The 19,656-nt window shown below is 30.9% G+C and carries 21 protein-coding genes; 20 read left to right on the plus strand and 1 reads right to left on the minus strand.

Annotation, left to right across the window (positions count from 1 at the left end; translation table 11 throughout):
• The first annotated feature begins 24 nt into the window (after positions 1–24).
• Positions 25–999 carry a DNA polymerase III subunit delta gene (holA, locus tag HMPREF3131_RS07695; RefSeq protein ID WP_017176202.1) on the plus strand — a complete coding sequence of 325 codons (975 nt, stop codon included), beginning with the start codon at positions 25–27 and terminating at the stop codon, positions 997–999.
• 41 nt (positions 1,000–1,040) lie between these two features.
• On the opposite strand, the gene rpsT is transcribed toward holA, so the two are convergent.
• Positions 1,041–1,292, minus strand: a complete 252-nt coding sequence (gene rpsT / locus HMPREF3131_RS07700) for a 30S ribosomal protein S20 (protein WP_070436606.1) — start codon at positions 1,290–1,292, stop codon at positions 1,041–1,043.
• A gap of 330 nt (positions 1,293–1,622) precedes the next feature.
• Between rpsT and lepA the strand changes: the two genes are divergently transcribed.
• From lepA to recO, 19 genes are all read left to right on the plus strand, one after another.
• Positions 1,623–3,446, plus strand: coding sequence for a translation elongation factor 4 (lepA, locus tag HMPREF3131_RS07705; protein WP_017176204.1), 1,824 nt, complete (start codon positions 1,623–1,625; stop codon positions 3,444–3,446).
• An 82-nt stretch (positions 3,447–3,528) separates the two neighbouring features.
• Positions 3,529–4,650 carry a radical SAM family heme chaperone HemW gene (hemW, locus tag HMPREF3131_RS07710; RefSeq protein ID WP_017176205.1) on the plus strand — a complete coding sequence of 374 codons (1,122 nt, stop codon included), beginning with the start codon at positions 3,529–3,531 and terminating at the stop codon, positions 4,648–4,650.
• A gap of 103 nt (positions 4,651–4,753) precedes the next feature.
• Positions 4,754–5,731: a heat-inducible transcriptional repressor HrcA gene (hrcA, locus tag HMPREF3131_RS07715; RefSeq protein WP_070436607.1), complete on the plus strand. Its 978-nt coding sequence runs from the start codon at positions 4,754–4,756 to the stop codon at positions 5,729–5,731.
• A 31-nt stretch (positions 5,732–5,762) separates the two neighbouring features.
• A complete protein-coding gene (gene grpE, locus HMPREF3131_RS07720; RefSeq protein WP_017176207.1) occupies positions 5,763–6,386 on the plus strand; it encodes a nucleotide exchange factor GrpE in 624 nt (207 codons plus the stop codon).
• Positions 6,387–6,428: 42 nt separating this feature from the next.
• Complete coding sequence (gene dnaK, locus HMPREF3131_RS07725) at positions 6,429–8,261, plus strand: molecular chaperone DnaK (RefSeq protein ID WP_017176208.1); 1,833 nt, start codon at positions 6,429–6,431, stop codon at positions 8,259–8,261.
• Positions 8,262–8,413: 152 nt separating this feature from the next.
• Complete coding sequence (gene dnaJ, locus HMPREF3131_RS07730; protein ID WP_017176209.1) at positions 8,414–9,544, plus strand: molecular chaperone DnaJ; 1,131 nt, start codon at positions 8,414–8,416, stop codon at positions 9,542–9,544.
• Positions 9,545–9,546: 2 nt separating this feature from the next.
• The gene (gene prmA / locus HMPREF3131_RS07735) at positions 9,547–10,485 is read left to right on the plus strand and encodes a 50S ribosomal protein L11 methyltransferase (protein ID WP_070436608.1); all 939 of its coding nucleotides are present in this window, start codon (positions 9,547–9,549) and stop codon (positions 10,483–10,485) included.
• A gap of 1 nt (position 10,486) precedes the next feature.
• A complete protein-coding gene (locus HMPREF3131_RS07740) occupies positions 10,487–11,239 on the plus strand; it encodes a 16S rRNA (uracil(1498)-N(3))-methyltransferase (protein ID WP_017176211.1) in 753 nt (250 codons plus the stop codon).
• Between the two features lie 5 nt (positions 11,240–11,244).
• A complete protein-coding gene (mtaB, locus tag HMPREF3131_RS07745) occupies positions 11,245–12,591 on the plus strand; it encodes a tRNA (N(6)-L-threonylcarbamoyladenosine(37)-C(2))-methylthiotransferase MtaB (RefSeq protein ID WP_017176212.1) in 1,347 nt (448 codons plus the stop codon).
• 132 nt (positions 12,592–12,723) lie between these two features.
• Complete coding sequence (gene rpsU, locus HMPREF3131_RS07750) at positions 12,724–12,900, plus strand: 30S ribosomal protein S21 (protein WP_002449867.1); 177 nt, start codon at positions 12,724–12,726, stop codon at positions 12,898–12,900.
• A gap of 151 nt (positions 12,901–13,051) precedes the next feature.
• Positions 13,052–13,759, plus strand: a complete 708-nt coding sequence (locus HMPREF3131_RS07755) for an NfeD family protein (protein WP_017176213.1) — start codon at positions 13,052–13,054, stop codon at positions 13,757–13,759.
• Between the two features lie 14 nt (positions 13,760–13,773).
• Complete coding sequence (gene floA, locus HMPREF3131_RS07760; protein WP_017176214.1) at positions 13,774–14,760, plus strand: flotillin-like protein FloA; 987 nt, start codon at positions 13,774–13,776, stop codon at positions 14,758–14,760.
• 16 nt (positions 14,761–14,776) lie between these two features.
• Entirely contained in the window at positions 14,777–15,472 is a 696-nt protein-coding gene (locus tag HMPREF3131_RS07765) for a hypothetical protein (protein ID WP_048682790.1), read from the plus strand.
• 272 nt (positions 15,473–15,744) lie between these two features.
• On the plus strand, positions 15,745–16,692 hold the full coding sequence (locus HMPREF3131_RS07770; RefSeq protein ID WP_002449734.1) for a PhoH family protein: 948 nt from the start codon (positions 15,745–15,747) through the stop codon (positions 16,690–16,692).
• Positions 16,693–17,154: an rRNA maturation RNase YbeY gene (ybeY, locus tag HMPREF3131_RS07775; protein ID WP_017176216.1), complete on the plus strand. Its 462-nt coding sequence runs from the start codon at positions 16,693–16,695 to the stop codon at positions 17,152–17,154.
• Positions 17,150–17,497, plus strand: coding sequence for a diacylglycerol kinase family protein (locus HMPREF3131_RS07780; protein WP_029376821.1), 348 nt, complete (start codon positions 17,150–17,152; stop codon positions 17,495–17,497). Before ybeY ends, HMPREF3131_RS07780 begins: the two co-directional genes overlap by 5 nt.
• Before the next feature lie 13 nt (positions 17,498–17,510).
• Positions 17,511–17,915 carry a cytidine deaminase gene (gene cdd / locus HMPREF3131_RS07785; RefSeq protein WP_002455278.1) on the plus strand — a complete coding sequence of 135 codons (405 nt, stop codon included), beginning with the start codon at positions 17,511–17,513 and terminating at the stop codon, positions 17,913–17,915.
• Positions 17,916–18,815 (plus strand): GTPase Era, encoded by a 900-nt coding sequence (era, locus tag HMPREF3131_RS07790; protein WP_002449851.1) that lies wholly within the window; start codon positions 17,916–17,918, stop codon positions 18,813–18,815. It begins immediately after the preceding gene.
• A 33-nt stretch (positions 18,816–18,848) separates the two neighbouring features.
• Complete coding sequence (gene recO, locus HMPREF3131_RS07795) at positions 18,849–19,598, plus strand: DNA repair protein RecO (protein WP_017176218.1); 750 nt, start codon at positions 18,849–18,851, stop codon at positions 19,596–19,598.
• Positions 19,599–19,656 lie beyond the last annotated feature (58 nt).

Below are 19,656 nucleotides of genomic sequence, written 5' to 3' on the forward strand. Positions count from 1 at the left end.
AATTTTGAAAGGGTGCAAGTTTACATGGCTAATAATATAATGGCTATATACGGAGAAGTGCCAGAACTAGTGGAGAAAAAAAGTAATGAAATCGTAGAAAGTTACTTAAATGAAAAAAAAGACGATTTTAACTATGTTAAATATAATCTTTATGATACAAGTTTTAATCAGATTATAGAAGAAGCATTAACAATGCCTTTTATTTCAGAGAAAAAAGCTATTGTTGTTAAAAATGCTTTTATTTTTACAGGTGAGAAAGTTTCAAAAGATATCCAACCGAACAACGAACAAGTAAATGAATTTTTAGAAAAATATGATGGAGAAAACTTTATCATTTTTGAAGTGTATCAAAATAAATTAGATGAAAGAAAGAAAATTACTAAGACTTTAAAAAAGACAAGCAAGCTAGCTAAAGTTGAACAGATGTCTGAACAAGAGATTAAAAATTGGATAAAAAATAAACTTCATGAAAATTTTAAAGATATTAAACAGGATGCATTAGATTTATTTATAGAATTAACTGGTATTAACTTTAATATAGTTTCGCAAGAATTAGAAAAAATTATTTTATTCTTAGGAGAGCGAACAACTATAAATAAAAAAGATGTTGAAGAGATTATTAATAGAAGTTTAGAACAAAATGTTTTTCTTTTAACTGAATATATACAAAAAGGGGAAAAATATAAAGCCATTCAACTTATTAAAGATTTAATAGTAATGAAAGAAGAACCTATTAAACTATTAGCATTAATAACAAGTAATTATCGATTATATTATCAATGTAAAATTTTAAGTCGAAAAGGATATAGCGGACAACAAATTGCTAAAACAATTAATGTGCACCCATACCGAGTTAAATTGGCTTTAAATCAAGTAAAACATTATCAATTAACTCATTTGCTAAATATTATTGATCAATGTGCAGAAACTGATTATAAGTTAAAATCCTCATATATGGATAAACAACTGATTTTAGAATTATTTATTCTTTCTTTATAAATAAAAAAAGTTCAAGCTAATCGCTTGAACTTTTTAAATGATTATTTGCTTGAAAACATTAATTGAGATTTAATGCGGTCAGCTTTATTTGAATGAATTAAGTTACTGTGTGCAGCTTTATCAACTGATTTAATTGCGAAGTTAACTAATTCAGCTTTATTATCAGCATTATTTTCAATTGCTGATTTAGCATTTTTCACTGCAGTACGCATAGCGTTTTTTTGTGAAATATTACGTGCTTCAGCAGTTTCAGTTGTTCTTACACGTTTAATAGCAGATTTAATATTTGGCATTACTGTCACCTCCTAAAAGTGATCTAAGCATATCAAATTTTATTTTGATTACAACAAGAAATATTTTATCAAAACATGAATATTTGTGCAATCATTTATTAACATTAAACCTATTTATTTACAAAAAGAACGATATTAACTATTGGAAACCTTTATACAACACTTTATAATTGTTATGTAGTTTAAGAAAAATCTTAAAATTAAAAGTAAATAAAGAATCTTCACATGATGATTCTTTTCTCTTAAATTTGCAAATAATGATTAAAAACGATATTATGTCAAAGATGTATACATATACGGGTAAATTTACGAAAGCGAGAATGATAAGTTATGGATATGCAAGAACGCTATAACCGAAGAGATAATATAAGAAACTTTTCTATAATTGCTCATATTGATCATGGTAAATCAACGTTAGCAGATAGAATTTTAGAAAATACTAAATCTGTAGAAACTAGAGAAATGCAAAATCAATTGCTTGATTCAATGGATCTTGAAAGAGAGCGCGGTATTACAATTAAATTAAATGCTGTTAGATTAAAATATGAATCTAAAGATGGACAGACTTATACGTTTCATTTAATCGATACTCCAGGTCACGTCGATTTCTCATATGAAGTTTCTCGTTCATTAGCTGCATGTGAAGGCGCTATTTTAGTAGTTGACGCTGCACAAGGCATCGAGGCTCAAACTCTTGCTAATGTTTACTTAGCACTAGATAATGATTTAGAACTCTTACCGGTAGTAAATAAAATAGATCTACCCGCTGCTGAACCAGAAAGAGTAAAACAAGAATTAGAAGATGTTATTGGCTTAGATAAAGATGAAGTTGTGTTAGCAAGTGCCAAATCAAATATTGGTATCGATGAAATCTTAGAAAAAATTGTTGAAGTTGTTCCTCCACCAGAAGGAGATCCTAGTGCACCGCTTAAAGCTCTTATTTTTGATTCAGAGTACGATCCTTATCGAGGCGTTATTTCTTCTATTCGAGTAATGGAAGGTGTTGTAAAAGCTGGAGATCGTATCAAAATGATGGCAACAGGAAAAGAGTTTGAAGTTACTGAGGTTGGGATTAATACTCCTAAACAACTACCAATTGAAGAACTTACAGTAGGCGATGTTGGATATATTATTGCAAGTATTAAAAATGTCGACGATTCACGTGTTGGGGATACTATCACTCATGTAGATAGACCAGCAGATGCTCCGTTAAAAGGGTATAAAAAGATGAATCCAATGGTTTATTGTGGATTGTTCCCAATTGATAATAAAGATTATAACGATTTAAGAGAAGCTCTTGAAAAACTTCAATTAAATGATGCATCATTAGAATTTGAACCAGAATCATCACAAGCACTGGGATTTGGATTTAGAACAGGATTCTTAGGTATGCTACATATGGAAATTATTCAAGAGAGAATTGAACGAGAATTTGGAATAGAATTAATTGCGACTGCACCTTCAGTTATATATAAATGTGAAATGAATGATGGTTCAGAAGTTACAGTTGATAATCCATCTCAAATGCCTGAACGTGATAGAATTAAAGCGATTTATGAACCATATGTAAAAGCGACAATGATGGTGCCAAATGACTATGTTGGAGCAGTTATGGAACTGTGTCAACGTAAACGTGGCCAATTTATAAATATGGATTACTTAGATGATATCCGTGTGAATATCGTTTATGAAATTCCATTATCAGAAGTTGTATTTGATTTCTTTGACCAATTAAAATCTAATACGAAAGGCTATGCTTCATTTGATTATGAATTTATTGAAAATAAAGAAAGTAATTTAGTTAAAATGGATATTTTATTAAATGGTGACAAAGTAGATGCACTTAGTTTTATCGTTCACAGAGATTTTGCATATGAACGAGGTAAAGCTCTTGTTGAAAAATTAAAAACACTTATTCCTAGACAACAATTCGAAGTTCCAGTTCAAGCTGCAATAGGTCAAAAAATTGTGGCCCGAACTAATATTAAATCTATGGGTAAAAACGTGTTATCTAAGTGTTATGGTGGAGATATCAGCCGTAAACGTAAATTACTTGAAAAACAAAAAGCTGGTAAAGCAAAAATGAAAGCTGTTGGTAACGTAGACATACCACAAGATGCTTTCTTAGCTGTTCTTAAAATGGATGATGAATAGGTTATTAATGCGAGGCTGGAACCCAGAATCATGTGTTCCAACCTCGTTTGTGTTTTAAAAACTTAAAAATGAGGGTGTAACGATGTCAATAAAAAGTGCATATATTCATATACCTTTTTGCGTTAGGATTTGTACATATTGTGATTTTAATAAGTACTTTATTAACAAACAACCAGTAGATGAGTATATTTCTGCATTAATTAAAGAAATGAAAACAAGTGAAATTAGAAATCTTGAAACAATGTACGTTGGAGGAGGTACGCCTACAGCTTTAAATCTCAAGCAACTTGAAAGACTTTTAAAAGCAATACAGTCAACTTTTTCAATTAAAGGTGAATATACATTTGAAGCAAATCCCGATGAATTAACCTTAGATAAAGTGAAATTACTACACTCATATGGTGTAAATAGAATTTCTATGGGCGTACAAACATTTAAACCAGAATTACTAAAAATTCTAGGTAGAACACATAAAACTCAAGATATATATAATGCTGTAGAGTATGCTAAAAAAGCAAATATTGAATCGATTAGTTTAGACCTAATGTATCATTTACCAACTCAAACATTAGAAGATTTTTCAGATAGTCTTAATAGAGCAATACAAATGGATATAGATCATATTTCAAGTTATGGATTAATTTTAGAACCTAAAACTCAATTTTATAATATGTATCGAAAAGGCAAATTAAAATTGCCAAACGAAGATATAGGAGCTGAAATGTACCAATATTTAATGAATGTTTTAGGAGAAACCTCATTTAAACAATATGAAATCTCAAATTTCGCTAAGTCTCATCATGAATCAAGGCATAATAAGACTTACTGGCTAAATGAAGAATATTATGGTTTTGGAGCAGGCGCAAGTGGATATGTAAATGGGGAACGCTATTCGAATCTCAATCCTGTTAATCATTACATCAATGCTATTAATAATCATCAACGTCCTATTTTAACTTCCAATTTTCCTACTCATTCAGAAAGAATGGAAGAAGAAATGTTTTTAGGATTAAGAATGAATAAAGGTGTCGATAAAGTTAAATTTCTTTCAAAATTTGGTACCTCAATGGATAAAGTATTTGGTGAGACAATAAATAATCTGAAAAAGAAAAATTTACTTTATGAAAGAGATAACCATATTTCATTGACCAATAAGGGAAAAATCATTGGAAATGAAGTTTTTGAAGCATTTCTATTAAATTAATAAATTTTTTTGAAAAATAAGAGCTTTAACGTTGACTTACTTTGACCAATTTGTTAAATTATAATTAGCACTTGAGACAAAGGAGTGCTAATGAGGTGAAGACATGATTACAAATAGGCAATTAAGCATTTTAAATGCAATTGTTGAAGATTATGTTGATTTAGGACAACCGATAGGTTCTAAAACCTTAATTGATAGACATAACTTAAATGTAAGCCCAGCTACTATTAGAAATGAAATGAAGTATTTGGAAGAGTTGAATTTTTTAGAAAAAATACATTCATCTTCAGGGCGTGCACCTTCTGAACAAGGTTTTAGATTATACGTCAATCAATTGTTAAAACAAACATCTCATCAAAAACAAAATAAAGTTCAACGTTTAAATCAACTTTTGATTGAGAATCATTATGATATTTCTTCAGCCCTTAGTTATTTTGCTGATGAATTATCAATAAAATCTCAATATGCAACGTTGGTTGTTCGACCTAATCACAAAACAGATATTATAAATAATGTTCATTTGATTCGTGCAAATTCGTCTATAATTATAATGGTCATCATCTATAATTCTGGACATGTAGAACATTTACATTTAAGTGAATCAATGGAGTTTGACGATGAAAGGTTAACAAGGATTTCAAATTTTCTGACTGATAATTATTATAAAAGTCAATTTGATTTTAATAAGAAATTAAAACAATTTACAAATTCTATGGCGGAACAATCCTTTATAAATGAATTAACTATCATGCTAACTTCTCATCTCCATAAACAAAGTAATAGCATTTTTATGGGTGGAAAGGTTAAACTTATTGATGCACTGAACGAAACCAATGTTTCTTCTATTCAGCCAATTTTACAATATCTAGAATCAGAAAAAATTATCGAGTTACTAGAAGATATTTCCACTTCTGAAATTAATGTTAAAATTGGCCACGAAATAGATGAAGGGTTAAGTGATATTTCAATTATAACGAGCCAGTACCATTTTGATGATGCACTAAAAGGACAAATTGCGGTTATCGGACCAACTGCGATGCATTATCAAAATGTGATTCAATTACTTAATCAAATATGGTGAATCTAATTGTAATTATATTGGAGGGCATAAAATGACAGAAAAAGACGAATCAGTGAAAAATAACACTGAACATACTGAAGAAAATGAAAACGTTAAAAACGAAGCGTCGTCTTCAAATGATGTAGAAAATAATCCTTCTGAAGAAGAATTAAATAATGAATCTACATCTGAACATGATAATGATGATAAAAATGATCAATCTAAAGACGAAGAAATTCAACAATTACAATTAAAAGCAAATGAAAATGAAGAAAAATATTTAAGATTATATGCTGAATTCGAAAATTATAAGCGTCGAATTCGAAATGAAAATGAAACAAATAAAAAATATCAAGCTCAACCCGTGCTTACTGATATTTTACCTACTATCGATAACATTGAACGTGCACTTCAAATTGAGGGTAATGACGAATCATTTAAATCTCTCAAAAAAGGCGTTCAAATGATTCATGAAAGCTTATTAAGAGCATTAAAAGACAATGGCTTAGAAGAAATTGAGTCTGAAGGTCAAGAATTCGATCCAAACTTCCATCAAGCTGTTGTTCAAGATGACAATCCTGATTTCAATTCTGGTGAAATCACTCAAGAATTACAAAAAGGGTATAAATTAAAAGATAGAGTTTTAAGACCATCTATGGTCAAAGTTAATCAATAAGATTTAAATTTGAAAAATTTTTAAAATTGGAGGAATTTTATTATGAGTAAAGTAATAGGTATTGACTTAGGTACTACAAATTCTTGCGTATCTGTATTAGAAGGAGACGAACCTAAAGTAATTCAAAATCCTGAAGGTGCTAGAACAACTCCATCAGTTGTGGCATTTAAAAATGGAGAAACTCAAGTAGGTGAAGTTGCTAAACGTCAAGCAATTACAAACCCAAATACTGTACAATCAATTAAACGTCATATGGGTACAGATTATAAAGTAGATATTGACGGCAAATCATATACACCACAAGAACTTTCAGCAATGATTTTACAAAATTTAAAAAACACTGCTGAAAGTTATTTAGGAGATAAAGTGGATAAAGCAGTAATTACTGTGCCTGCTTATTTCAATGATGCTGAACGTCAAGCTACTAAAGATGCTGGTAAAATTGCTGGTTTAGAAGTAGAACGTATTATTAACGAACCAACAGCTGCAGCATTAGCTTATGGTTTAGATAAAACTGAACAAGATCAAAAAGTTTTAGTATTTGACTTAGGTGGCGGTACTTTCGACGTTTCTATTCTTGAATTAGGCGATGGCGTATTCGAAGTATTATCAACTGCAGGGGATAACAAACTTGGAGGGGACGACTTTGACCAAGTAATCATCGACTATTTAGTATCAGAATTCAAAAAAGAAAATGGTGTTGACTTATCACAAGATAAAATGGCGTTACAACGTCTTAAAGACGCTGCAGAAAAAGCTAAAAAAGATTTATCTGGTGTATCTCAAACACAAATCTCATTACCATTCATTTCAGCTGGAGAAAATGGTCCATTACACTTAGAAATCAACTTAACTCGTTCTAAATTTGAAGAATTAGCTGATTCATTAATCAGAAGAACAATGGAACCAACTCGTCAAGCACTTAAAGATGCTGGCTTATCTACTTCTGAAATTGATGAAGTTATCCTAGTTGGTGGTTCAACTCGTATTCCTGCAGTACAAGAAGCAGTTAAAAAAGAAATTGGTAAAGAACCTCATAAAGGTGTAAACCCAGATGAAGTTGTTGCAATGGGTGCTGCTATCCAAGGTGGCGTAATTACTGGTGATGTTAAAGACGTTGTATTATTAGACGTAACTCCATTATCATTAGGTATCGAAATTATGGGTGGTCGTATGAATACGTTAATTGAACGTAATACAACAATTCCAACATCAAAATCTCAAGTATATTCAACAGCAGCTGACAATCAACCAGCAGTAGACATTCACGTATTACAAGGTGAACGTCCAATGGCTTCAGATAATAAAACATTAGGTAGATTCCAATTAACTGATATTCCACCAGCTCCACGTGGTGTACCTCAAATTGAAGTAACATTTGATATTGATAAAAACGGTATCGTAAACGTTACTGCAAAAGACTTAGGTACAAATAAAGAACAAAATATCACTATTCAATCAAGTTCTGCATTATCTGATGAAGAAATTGATCGTATGGTTAAAGATGCTGAAGAAAATGCTGAAGCAGATAAACAACGTCGTGAAGAAGTAGACTTAAGAAACGAAGCAGACAGCTTAGTATTCCAAGTTGAAAAAACAATTAAAGACTTAGGTGAAAATATCAGTGAAGAAGACAAATCAAATGCTGAAAGCAAAAAAGATGCGCTTAAATCAGCATTAGAAGGTCAAGATTTAGATGATATTAAAGCTAAAAAAGAAGAATTAGAACAAGTAATTCAAGAATTATCTGCTAAAGTATATCAACAAGCTCAACAAGCTCAACAACAAGCACAAGGTAGTTCACAACAATCAAATGATAGCAATGTTGAAGACGCTGAGTTCAAAGAAGTTAAAGACGACGAAGATAAAAAATAAAGCTAATCGTTTATAACGTTTACTATGTAAACATTTATAAATGTAAGCCAAAAAGTCAAAGTCAATTGAACATTGGCTTTGACTTTTTCTTTTATAGTTAAGATACTTGAGTATGTGTTTAAATTATAAAATTTAGAAAGGGAGAGATACTTGTGGCTAAAAGAGATTATTATGAAGTTCTTGGCGTAAGTAAAGATGCTTCAAAAGATGAAATAAAAAAAGCATATCGTAAATTATCAAAAAAATATCATCCGGACATCAATAAAGAAGAAGGCGCCGATGAAAAGTTTAAAGAAATTTCTGAAGCATACGAAGTTCTAAGTGATGACAATAAACGTGCAAATTATGATCAATTTGGACATAGCGGTGCCCAAGGTGGATTTGGTAGTCAAGGATTTGGTGGACAAGACTTCAGTGGCTTCGGTGGAGGCTTTGAAGATATATTTAGCTCATTCTTTGGTGGTTCACGTCAAAGAGATCCAAATGCACCTAGAAAAGGTGACGACTTACAATACACTATGACTTTAGAATTCGATGAAGCTGTTTTTGGTACTAAAAAAGAAATTTCTATTCGAAAAGATGTTACCTGTCATACATGTCATGGTGATGGTGCTAAACCAGGCACAAGTAAAAAAACATGTAGCTATTGTCATGGTTCAGGACATGTATCTGTTGAACAAAATACAATTTTAGGACGCGTAAGAACTGAGCAAACTTGTCCTAAGTGTGAGGGTAGTGGTCAAGAATTTGAAGAACCATGTCCAACTTGTCATGGTAAAGGGACTGAAAATAAAACAGTAAAATTAGAAGTAACTGTACCTGAAGGTGTAGACAATGAACAACAAATCCGTCTTGCTGGTGAAGGTGCACCTGGTGAAAATGGCGGTCCTCATGGTGATCTTTATGTAGTATTCCGTGTTAAACCTTCTGATAAATTTAGAAGAGATGGCGATGATTTATTCTATGAACTTAACATTAGCTTCCCACAAGCATCACTTGGCGATGAAATCAAAGTACCAACTCTAAACAGTAATGTTATGCTTACAATTCCTGCTGGTACTCAAACTGGTAAACAATTCCGTCTTAAAGAGAAAGGCGTTAAAAATGTTCATGGATATGGACATGGTGATTTATTTGTTAATATAAAAGTTGTCACACCAAATAAACTAACTGATAGACAAAAAGAATTAATGAGAGAATTTGCGGAAATCAGTGGTGAAAATCCGGAAGAACAACCTTCTAATTTTAAAGACAAAGCTCGTAAATTCTTTAGAGGTGAATAATCATGAACTGGACAGAATTTGCAGTCACTGTAAATCATGAAGTTGAACCTTTAGTCACTAACATATTAGAAAACTATGGTTCAAATGGAGTAGTTATAGAAGATTCATATGATTTAATTAATCAACCTACTGATAAATTTGGTGAAATCTACGAATTAAAAAAAGAAGATTATCCTGAACAAGGTGTGAGATTAAAAGCATACTTTAACGAATTGAAATATAACACTCAATTTAAAAATAAATTAAAAAATGAAATATTAAATTTGGACCTTATAGATGATTCAGTAGTTGAGTTTTCAGCAAAGACTATTGCTGAAGTAGATTGGGCTAATGAATGGAAAAACTATTTTCATCCTTTTAGAGCTTCTGAGAGATTTACGATTGTTCCAAGTTGGGAAGATTATTCAAAAGAATCAGAAGATGAATTGTGTATAGAATTAGATCCCGGAATGGCTTTTGGTACTGGAGATCATCCAACAACAAGTATGTGTCTAAAAGCGATTGAAACTTATGTAACACCAGATTCTTCAGTTATTGATGTAGGTACAGGTTCTGGTATATTAAGTATCGCTAGTCACTTATTAGGTGTTAAAAGAATTAAAGCCTTAGATATAGACGAAATGGCTGTTGGTGTGGCTAAGGAGAATTTTAGAAAAAATCATTGCGAAAATGCTATTGAAGCAATTCCCGGTAATTTATTAAAAGAAGAAAATGAAAAATTTGATGTAGTTATCGCAAATATTTTAGCTCATATTATTGATGAAATGATTGAAGATGCTTATAATACACTAAATGAAGATGGTTATTTTATAACTTCAGGTATTATAGAAGAAAAACATGAAGATATACTGTCACATATGAAGCGTGTTGGATTTAATATTGTATCAATCAATCATGACAATGGATGGGTTTGCATTGTTGGTCAGAAAGTGAGTGAATAATTTGCAACGATACTTTATCAATCAAAACGCTGATTCTCATCAGCGTTTTTTTATTACCAATGAAGAAGATATACATCATATCAAAAATGTAATGAGAAATACGATTGGTAACAAAATTATAATTAATTTTAATGATAAAAAAGTATTTATTACTGAAATTACACATATAAGTTCTAATCAAATTGAAGTTTTACCAATAAACCAATTAGATATTGACACTGAATTACCAGTTGATGTAACGATTTGTAGTGGTTTAATAAAAGCTGATAAATATGAATGGTTGCTTCAAAAAAGTACAGAATTGGGTGCCAATCATTTTATTTCAGTGGGTATGGATCGATCTGTAGTTAAATTACAAGAGAACAAGGTACAAAAGAAAATAGATAGATGGCAAAAGATTGTAAAAGAAGCTGCTGAACAAAGTTATAGACTTGTTATTCCAGATGTTAAATTTCAGTCGAATTTAAAAGTAATTTATGATACCATAAATAATTATGACTATGTGTTAATAGCATATGAAGACGAAGCCAAGCATGGTGAAAAAAGTCGATTTAAAAATATTTTAAACAACTTTCAAACGAATGATCGTGTGTTAATCATATTTGGACCTGAAGGTGGTTTTTCCGATAAGGAAATTGATCTCTTTAGGGAGGTAAGCTTAAACATTGGTTTAGGCCCTAGAATATTAAGAGCAGAAACTGCGCCACTATATGCACTTAGTGCTATAAGTTTTGAGAAAGAATTGATGGGGTGAATTAAATGGCAACAGTAGCGTTTCATACTTTAGGTTGTAAAGTAAACCATTATGAAACTGAAGCAATATGGCAATTATTTAAAGATGCTAATTATGAAAGAGTAGATTTTGAAACTAATGCAGATGTATATGTCATTAATACTTGCACCGTGACTAATACAGGTGATAAAAAAAGTAGACAAGTCATTAGAAGAGCAATACGTCGTAATCCTGATGCAGTAGTATGTGTTACAGGTTGTTATGCACAAACATCTTCTGCTGAAATTATGGAGATTCCAGGCGTAGATGTCGTTGTTGGTACTCAAGACAGACATAAATTACTTAGTTATATTGATCAATTTAGAGAAGAACGTCAACCAATTAATGGTGTTGGAAATATTATGAAAAATCGTACATATGAAGAATTAGATGTACCTTATTTTACGGATAGAACTCGTGCATCTCTAAAAATCCAAGAAGGTTGTAATAACTTTTGTACGTTTTGTATTATTCCATGGGCACGTGGTTTAATGCGCTCTAGAGATCCTGAAAAAGTAGTTGAACAAGCAACACAATTAGTTCAATCTGGATATAAAGAAATTGTATTAACTGGTATTCATACCGGTGGATACGGTCAAGATTTAAAAAATTATAATTTAGCTCAATTACTCAGAGATCTTGAGGAAATTGATGGTTTAGAAAGAATTAGAATTTCTTCAATTGAAGCCAGTCAACTTACTGATGAAGTCATTGATGTTCTAAAAAATTCTAATAAAGTGGTTAGACATTTACATGTACCATTACAATCAGGTTCAGATACAGTATTAAAACGTATGCGCCGTAAATATACTATGGAACATTTTTCTGAAAGACTAACAAAGTTACATGATGCATTACCTGATTTAGCGGTTACAAGTGATGTTATAGTAGGTTTCCCAGGAGAAACTGCAGAAGAATTCCAAGAAACATATGATTTTATAGTTAAACATAAATTCTCAGAGTTACATGTTTTCCCGTATTCACAACGTATTGGTACACCTGCTGCACGTATGGATGATCAAATTGATGAGTCAATTAAAAATGAACGTGTACATAAACTTATTGCTTTAAGTGACCAACTTGCTAAAGAATACGCATCAAAATTTGAAAATGAAGTTTTAGAAGTGATTCCAGAAGAAGTAGGAGAAACAAAAGATACATTAGTAGGTTACGCAGATAATTATATGAAAGTTGAATTTGAGGGTAGTGAGGATTTAATCGGTGAGATTGTTAAAGTTAAAATTAATAAAGCTGATTATCCAATTAACATTGGTAGTGCAGTTAGAATCGTTAATCATGCTACTAATAAAACTGAAGAAGGCGTATTATTATAAATTTTTGAAATTATAAAGATTTATAATTGACCATAATTATTTCATATATTATACTAAATAAAGCATAGTTAATTATTTCTATGCAATTATTGACTTTAAGTTTCGTTGATATTTGGAGGGAGGGAAATACAGATGTCTAAAACAGTAGTACGTAAAAACGAATCACTAGAAGATGCATTACGTAGATTTAAACGTTCAGTATCTAAAAGTGGTACTATCCAAGAAGTACGTAAACGTGAATTTTACGAAAAACCAAGTGTAAGACGTAAGAAAAAATCAGAAGCTGCACGTAAACGTAAATTCAAATAATTAATAGCTCTGTTGACTCCCTCAACATGAATGTTAATTATATATATATTCTCTCAATTAGTTAAACTAATTGAGAGTTTTTTTATACAATTGTAATACTATAATATAGTATTTATTTCATGTATAATTTAATTGAGAGCGAGGTGAGATAATGATAAGTATAAATTTGATACATATCGAGAATACTTTTGCTTCATTGAATCATTCATGGTTGGGTGATATGTCAAATATCATTGTTAATCCTATTGTTTTATTAATTCTTACATGTATTATCTTTTTAGGTTTTTTATATCAACTTTATTCTAAAAGGATAAATATTTTAGGTATTTTAGCTTCTCTAGCGTTACTTATTCTATTTCTAGGGTTTTTAATTAATGGCGATGTCAATTTGATTTCAATTTTATTGTTTTTCATAGGTATCATCTTAGTAATAATAGAACTATTCATTGTTGGAGCAGTAATTGGAATTATAGGAATAGTGCTTATTATTGTTAGTATGATTATGTTAGGAGATAATATTTTAGTTATGCTCTTTAATGTTATTGTCGCTTTAATACTTTCTATTATAGAATGGGTGATTTTGGTGAAAGTGTTTAATCGTAAAATACCATTTTTTGATAAAGTGATATTGAATGATTCAACGAGTACAGAAGCTGGTTATAGATCTCATGATGATCGTTCTTACTTAGTGGGAAAAACTGCGTATACTACTACTGATTTAAGACCTGCTGGAATCATAACTTTAGATGACAAAAGAATTGATGCTGTTTCTGACGGTACATTTATCTTGAGAAATAAAAAAGTAAAAATTTTAGAGGTAGAAGGTAGTAGAGTAGTTGTAAGAGAAATAAAAATATAAAAGGAGTAAAGTCAATGTTAAATATTGGAATTATAATTATTGCGATTATTATAATAGTTGCTTTATTATTATTATTTTCATTTGTACCAGTCGGATTATGGATTTCCGCTATTGCTGCAGGTGTAAAAGTTAGTATTGCTACACTTGTAGGAATGCGACTTCGTAGAGTATCTCCTCGTAAAGTGATAGGTCCTCTTATTAAAGCTCATAAAGCAGGACTAAATTTAACAACAAATCAATTGGAATCTCATTATCTAGCTGGTGGTAATGTAGATAGAGTAGTGGATGCCAACATAGCAGCTCAACGTGCAGATATCAATTTACCTTTTGAAAGAGGTGCCGCAATAGACTTAGCAGGACGCGATGTCTTAGAAGCTGTTCAAATGTCTGTTAATCCCAAAGTAATCGAAACTCCCTTTATTGCCGGTGTTGCGATGAACGGTATCGAAGTTAAAGCTAAAGCTAGAATTACAGTAAGAGCTAATATTTCTAGACTTGTAGGTGGTTCTGGAGAAGAAACAATTATTGCACGAGTTGGTGAAGGTATTGTTTCCACAATTGGTTCTAGTGAACATCATACACAAGTACTAGAAAATCCTGATAATATTTCTAAAACAGTATTAAGTAAAGGATTGGATTCAGGAACAGCATTCGAAATTTTATCAATTGATATTGCAGATGTAGATATCGGTAAAAATATCGGCGCTGATTTACAAACGGAACAAGCACTCGCAGATAAAAATATTGCTCAAGCTAAAGCTGAGGAACGACGTGCTATGGCTGTTGCCTCTGAACAAGAAATGAAAGCACGTGTTCAAGAAATGCGTGCTAAGGTAGTAGAAGCTGAATCAGAAGTACCACTAGCGATGGCTGAAGCTTTACGTAAAGGTAATATTGGAGTAAAAGATTACTATAATTTAAAAAATGTAGAAGCAGATACAGGTATGAGAAACGCTATTAATAAACGTACCGAACAAAATGACGATGAATCACCAAATTAAATAGAGGGGTGATTAAATGAATATTGGAATTCTTATATTCGTTATTTCTGTGATTGTTACTGGTATTAGTGCAATGAGAGATAAAAGTCATGAACAACGAAAAAATCAAACGCCTCCACACAAAAATACACAAAGACCTACGCAAAACACACCAAGAAAAAAAGGTATTTTTGAACAGATAGAAGAAGCTTTTAATGAGATGGCATCAGAATTTGATGAAGAAGAACAAAATAAAAAAACATCATCACCAAAACCATCTTCTAAAAAAGAAACGGTTCACAGTGATAAAAATCTTAAAAAAGAAGTTAAGACTGAACATCCTCGTGGAGAATTAAAACGGTTTGAAACTAAACAATCTCATACCGAAAAAGTGCCTTCTAAAGATAGTGATTCAACTTCACGAGAGAGATCTCAAAGTGAAAAAGATATTAAAAAACAGTTAGAAGACTCGCTATCAAAAGAATTATTTAATGTGAGATCTGAAATTGACAAAGAAAAAGAAAAACAACTTTCTTTAATTGAAAAGAAAGCTAAAGAAATTATTAATGATAAGTACTTATCTGAAAAAACGAAACGTTATAAACTGAATCAATTACTCAATAGTAAATCTATTGAAAAAAATATGACACATCAAACGTTTCAATTTGACAATGACCCGATAGTTGATGGGATTATTTGGCAAGAAATACTAAATAAACCTAAAAAATTATAAGGGTTATAAATAAAAGAATAAGACAACATTTATTGTTTCATTCTGACCTTTACAAGAGACTTTCTACGTGGAAGTCTCTTTATTTATGCTCCTAATATGTTAAGATGCGCCTAAAACACATATTGTTCTTGGTACTTTTTATTATGTTATATTATCTTAGGTTAATTATTCATTCAAAACATTTAAATTTGTATACTTTATCATTGTTTAGTAAAATTTATATGAAAGATTAATTATTAATGAATATGTTTTATGTGAAAAGGAGCGCTTTTATGCCAGGAATAATTCAAATAGATAACATCAACCATTCTCAAGCTTTAATTGGTAATAATGATGAACATTTAAAATCGATTGAAGAAGCATTTGATGTTATCATACATGCTCGTGGGCAAGAAATTGCAGTAAAAGGTCAAGTATTAGAGCATGTTGAAAAAGCAGAATTAGTTCTTAAAAATTTATTAAAGGTAATTGAGTTAGGACATTCAATTACATTAAAAGATGTTGAGGCTGCCATAAAGATGGCTAAAAATGACACTATTCAATATCTATTGGATTTATATGATGAAGAGATTACTAAAGATGCCTTTGGTAAAACAATTCGTGCAAAAACAATGGGGCAACGTCTTTATATTAATGCTATGAAACGTAATGATTTAGTGTTTGGTATAGGTCCTGCTGGAACAGGTAAAACTTTCCTTGCAGTTGTTTATGCTGCAAAACAATTAAGAAAAGGAACAGTAAAAAGAATTGTTTTAACAAGACCAGCTGTAGAAGCTGGTGAATCATTAGGTTTCTTACCAGGAGACTTAAAAGAAAAAGTTGATCCATATTTAAGACCTCTTTATGATGGTTTAAATACTGTCCTAGGTAGAGAACAAACAGCACGTTTTATTGAACGAGGTACAATTGAAATTGCTCCCTTAGCGTATATGAGGGGTAGAACTCTAGATGATGCATTTGTCATTTTAGATGAAGCTCAAAATACAACACATGCACAAATGAAAATGTTTTTAACTCGTCTAGGATTTGGTTCAAAAATGGTTGTAACTGGAGACCAAACTCAAATTGACTTACCAAAAGGTGTTAAAAGTGGATTAAAAGAAGCTATTAAGAACCTTCGTGGTGTTAAAGGAATAAATATAATGGAACTAGATCAAAGTGATGTAGTACGACACCCATTAGTAAGTAAAATTATCGAACGTTATGAAGGAGACAATTAAATGTTTACGATTGATTTCAATGATCATACAAACTTAGTTAAAGATGAATGGTATCATCAAATCGAAGACTTAATTAACTTTGCTAAAGAAAAAGAAAACATTCATGAAGATGCTGAATTGTCAGTTACTTTTGTAGATAAAGATGAAATTCAAGAAATAAATAAAAATTATCGAGATAAAGATAGAGTGACTGATGTTATTTCTTTTGCACTTGAAGAAGATGAACCAGATATTATTGGTTTAGATATTCCTAGAGTGTTAGGAGATATTATTATTTGTACTGATGTAGCTAAGGAACAAGCTGAATCTTATAATCATTCATTTGAAAGAGAACTTGGTTTTTTAGCTTTACATGGTTTTTTACACTTATTAGGATATGATCATATGAATGAAGAAGATGAAAAAGAAATGTTTGGACGCCAAAAAGAAATTTTAAACGCATATGGATTGACTAGAGATTAAATTTTTAAAACGATTTAAATACACTTTTGATGGTTTAAAAACACTTCTTCAAAAAGATCACAATTATCTAATACACTTAATATTCGCATTCATAGCTATCATTTTAGGAATTATCGTAAGACTTTCAACTGTAGAATGGTTGTTTATTTTGTTAAGCATCACTTTGGTACTTACGCTTGAGGCTGTGAATACAGCTATAGAATGCGTCGTAGATTTAGTTACTTCTGACTATCACGAATTAGCTAAACAAGCTAAAGATATTGCCGCCTTTAGTGTTATGGTTGTTTCAATCTTTGCACTAATTATGGGTTTAATGATTTTTATACCTCACATCTTTTTTTAAAGGGGACAATAAAATGAGTTATCAATCACATTATTTTCAAGAAGTTAGAAAAGCTCAACAACGTGCTTATGTACCGTATAGTCATTTTAAAGTAGGTGCATATTTAAAAACAAAAGACGGTCGCCATTTTTATGGAGCAAATGTTGAAAATGCAGCTTATCCAGCAACGATTTGTGCAGAACGATCTAGTTTAGTAGCTGCAATTTCAGAAGGCTATCGACCAGGAGATTTTGAATCAATAACAGTTACCGTTGACGCTGAACATCCGTCATCACCTTGTGGAACATGTCGTCAAGTATTAAAAGAACTCTGTGATGACGACATGCCTGTGTATATGACAAATCATAAAGGTGAGATGATTAAGTCAACTGTAGCAGAACTATTACCTCACGGCTTTTCGGGAAAGGATTTAGAATAAATGACAGAACACAAATCAGGATTTGTATCTATTATAGGGAGACCGAATGTGGGAAAATCCACGTTTATGAATAGAGTCATTGGACATAAAATTGCAATTATGTCAGATAAAGCTCAAACAACAAGAAATAAAATTCAGGGAGTAATGACAAGAGAAGATGCTCAAATCATTTTCTTAGATACACCAGGTATTCATAAACCTAAGCATAAATTAGGAGATTATATGATGCGTGTAGCTAAAAATACACTATCAGAAATTGATGCTATTATGTTTATGGTAAATGTAAATGAAGATATTGGTCGTGGTGACGAATATATAATGGAAATGCTAAAAAATGTTAAAACACCAGTATTTCTAGTGTTAAATAAAATTGATTTAGTTCATCCAGATGCACTTATGCCTAAGATTGAAAAATATAAAACCTATATGGATTTTACTGAAATTGTGCCAATTTCGGCACTTGAAGGATTGAATGTGGATCACTTTATCGATGTACTTAAAGATTATTTACCTGAAGGTCCAAAATATTACCCTGATGATCAAATATCGGATCATCCAGAACAATTTGTAGTAGGCGAAATTATTAGAGAAAAAATCTTACATCTAACAAGTGAAGAAATCCCCCATGCAATAGGGGTAAATGTAGATAGAATGATTAAGGAAAGTGAAGAAAGAGTAAGAATTGAAGCAACTATTTTTGTTGAACGTGATTCTCAAAAAGGAATTGTTATAGGTAAGGGTGGGAAAAAACTTAAAGAAGTCGGTAAAAGAGCTCGACGTGATATTGAAATGCTTCTCGGATCAAAAGTTTACCTCGAATTATGGGTAAAAGTTCAGAAAGATTGGAGAAATAAAGTAAACTTTATTCGTCAAATGGGATATGTTGAAGATCAAGATTAACGTTTAAATTAATAGGAAAGCCGGTGAGATGCATTGTTAGAAAAACAAAAAGGAATTATCATAAAATCAGTAGATTATGGTGAATCCGATAAAATTATTACAATATTAAACGAGCATGGTGCTAAAATTCCTATTATGGTAAGACGTGCTAAGAAATCTAAAACCGGCTTGCAAGCTCATACACAACTCTTTGTGTATGGCTTATTTATTTATAATAAATGGAAAGGTATGGGAACGCTCAGTTCTATTGATGTCATAAACCAATATTATCAATTACGATTAGATATTTTTGATAGTAGTTATGCGACTTTATGCGTCGAAGCAATAGATCGATCATTAGAACCAAATGAAGTTTCTTTATATCATTATAAGTTATTAGAATTTGTACTCAATAAAATTTCAGAAGGTAATTCTGCTCAATTAATGTCGATTATCGTATTATTGAAATGTATGAATAAATTTGGTTTTGGCGCATTTTTCGATTATTGTGCAATTACTGGTGATACTGATCAATCTAAGCTTATTGCTTACAGTTTTAAATATGATGGGACCATCTCAGAAACTGTATTAAATAATGATCCTTATGCCTTAAAGCTATCCAATAAAACATTTTATTTATTGGATATTTTACAAAAGTTGCCAATTGATAAAATGAATCATTTTAATATTAACCAAGCTTTATTAGATGAAATGTCAGAATTAATGATAATGCTGTATAGAGAATATGCTGGCATGTACTTTAAAGGTCAAAAATTAATTAATCAACTTAAGCGATTAGAATAATATAAAATGTTTAAATTAATTAAAAGAAGAGGCTGGGACATAATTCCTAACAAAATAG

Source organism: Staphylococcus sp. HMSC14C01 (genome assembly GCF_001808085.1).
GTDB classification, from domain to species: Bacteria; Bacillota; Bacilli; order Staphylococcales; family Staphylococcaceae; genus Staphylococcus; species Staphylococcus hominis.

Coding starts and splice junctions, on each gene's coding strand:
- holA (WP_017176202.1), top strand. CDS start 25: ATGGCTAATAATATAATGGCTATATACGGAGAAGTGCCAGAACTAGTG.
- rpsT (WP_070436606.1), bottom strand. CDS start 1,292: ATGCCAAATATTAAATCTGCTATTAAACGTGTAAGAACAACTGAAACT.
- lepA (WP_017176204.1), top strand. CDS start 1,623: ATGGATATGCAAGAACGCTATAACCGAAGAGATAATATAAGAAACTTT.
- hemW (WP_017176205.1), top strand. CDS start 3,529: ATGTCAATAAAAAGTGCATATATTCATATACCTTTTTGCGTTAGGATT.
- hrcA (WP_070436607.1), top strand. CDS start 4,754: ATGATTACAAATAGGCAATTAAGCATTTTAAATGCAATTGTTGAAGAT.
- grpE (WP_017176207.1), top strand. CDS start 5,763: ATGACAGAAAAAGACGAATCAGTGAAAAATAACACTGAACATACTGAA.
- dnaK (WP_017176208.1), top strand. CDS start 6,429: ATGAGTAAAGTAATAGGTATTGACTTAGGTACTACAAATTCTTGCGTA.
- prmA (WP_070436608.1), top strand. CDS start 9,547: ATGAACTGGACAGAATTTGCAGTCACTGTAAATCATGAAGTTGAACCT.
- mtaB (WP_017176212.1), top strand. CDS start 11,245: ATGGCAACAGTAGCGTTTCATACTTTAGGTTGTAAAGTAAACCATTAT.
- rpsU (WP_002449867.1), top strand. CDS start 12,724: ATGTCTAAAACAGTAGTACGTAAAAACGAATCACTAGAAGATGCATTA.
- HMPREF3131_RS07755 (WP_017176213.1), top strand. CDS start 13,052: ATGATAAGTATAAATTTGATACATATCGAGAATACTTTTGCTTCATTG.
- floA (WP_017176214.1), top strand. CDS start 13,774: ATGTTAAATATTGGAATTATAATTATTGCGATTATTATAATAGTTGCT.
- HMPREF3131_RS07765 (WP_048682790.1), top strand. CDS start 14,777: ATGAATATTGGAATTCTTATATTCGTTATTTCTGTGATTGTTACTGGT.
- HMPREF3131_RS07770 (WP_002449734.1), top strand. CDS start 15,745: ATGCCAGGAATAATTCAAATAGATAACATCAACCATTCTCAAGCTTTA.
- ybeY (WP_017176216.1), top strand. CDS start 16,693: ATGTTTACGATTGATTTCAATGATCATACAAACTTAGTTAAAGATGAA.
- cdd (WP_002455278.1), top strand. CDS start 17,511: ATGAGTTATCAATCACATTATTTTCAAGAAGTTAGAAAAGCTCAACAA.
- era (WP_002449851.1), top strand. CDS start 17,916: ATGACAGAACACAAATCAGGATTTGTATCTATTATAGGGAGACCGAAT.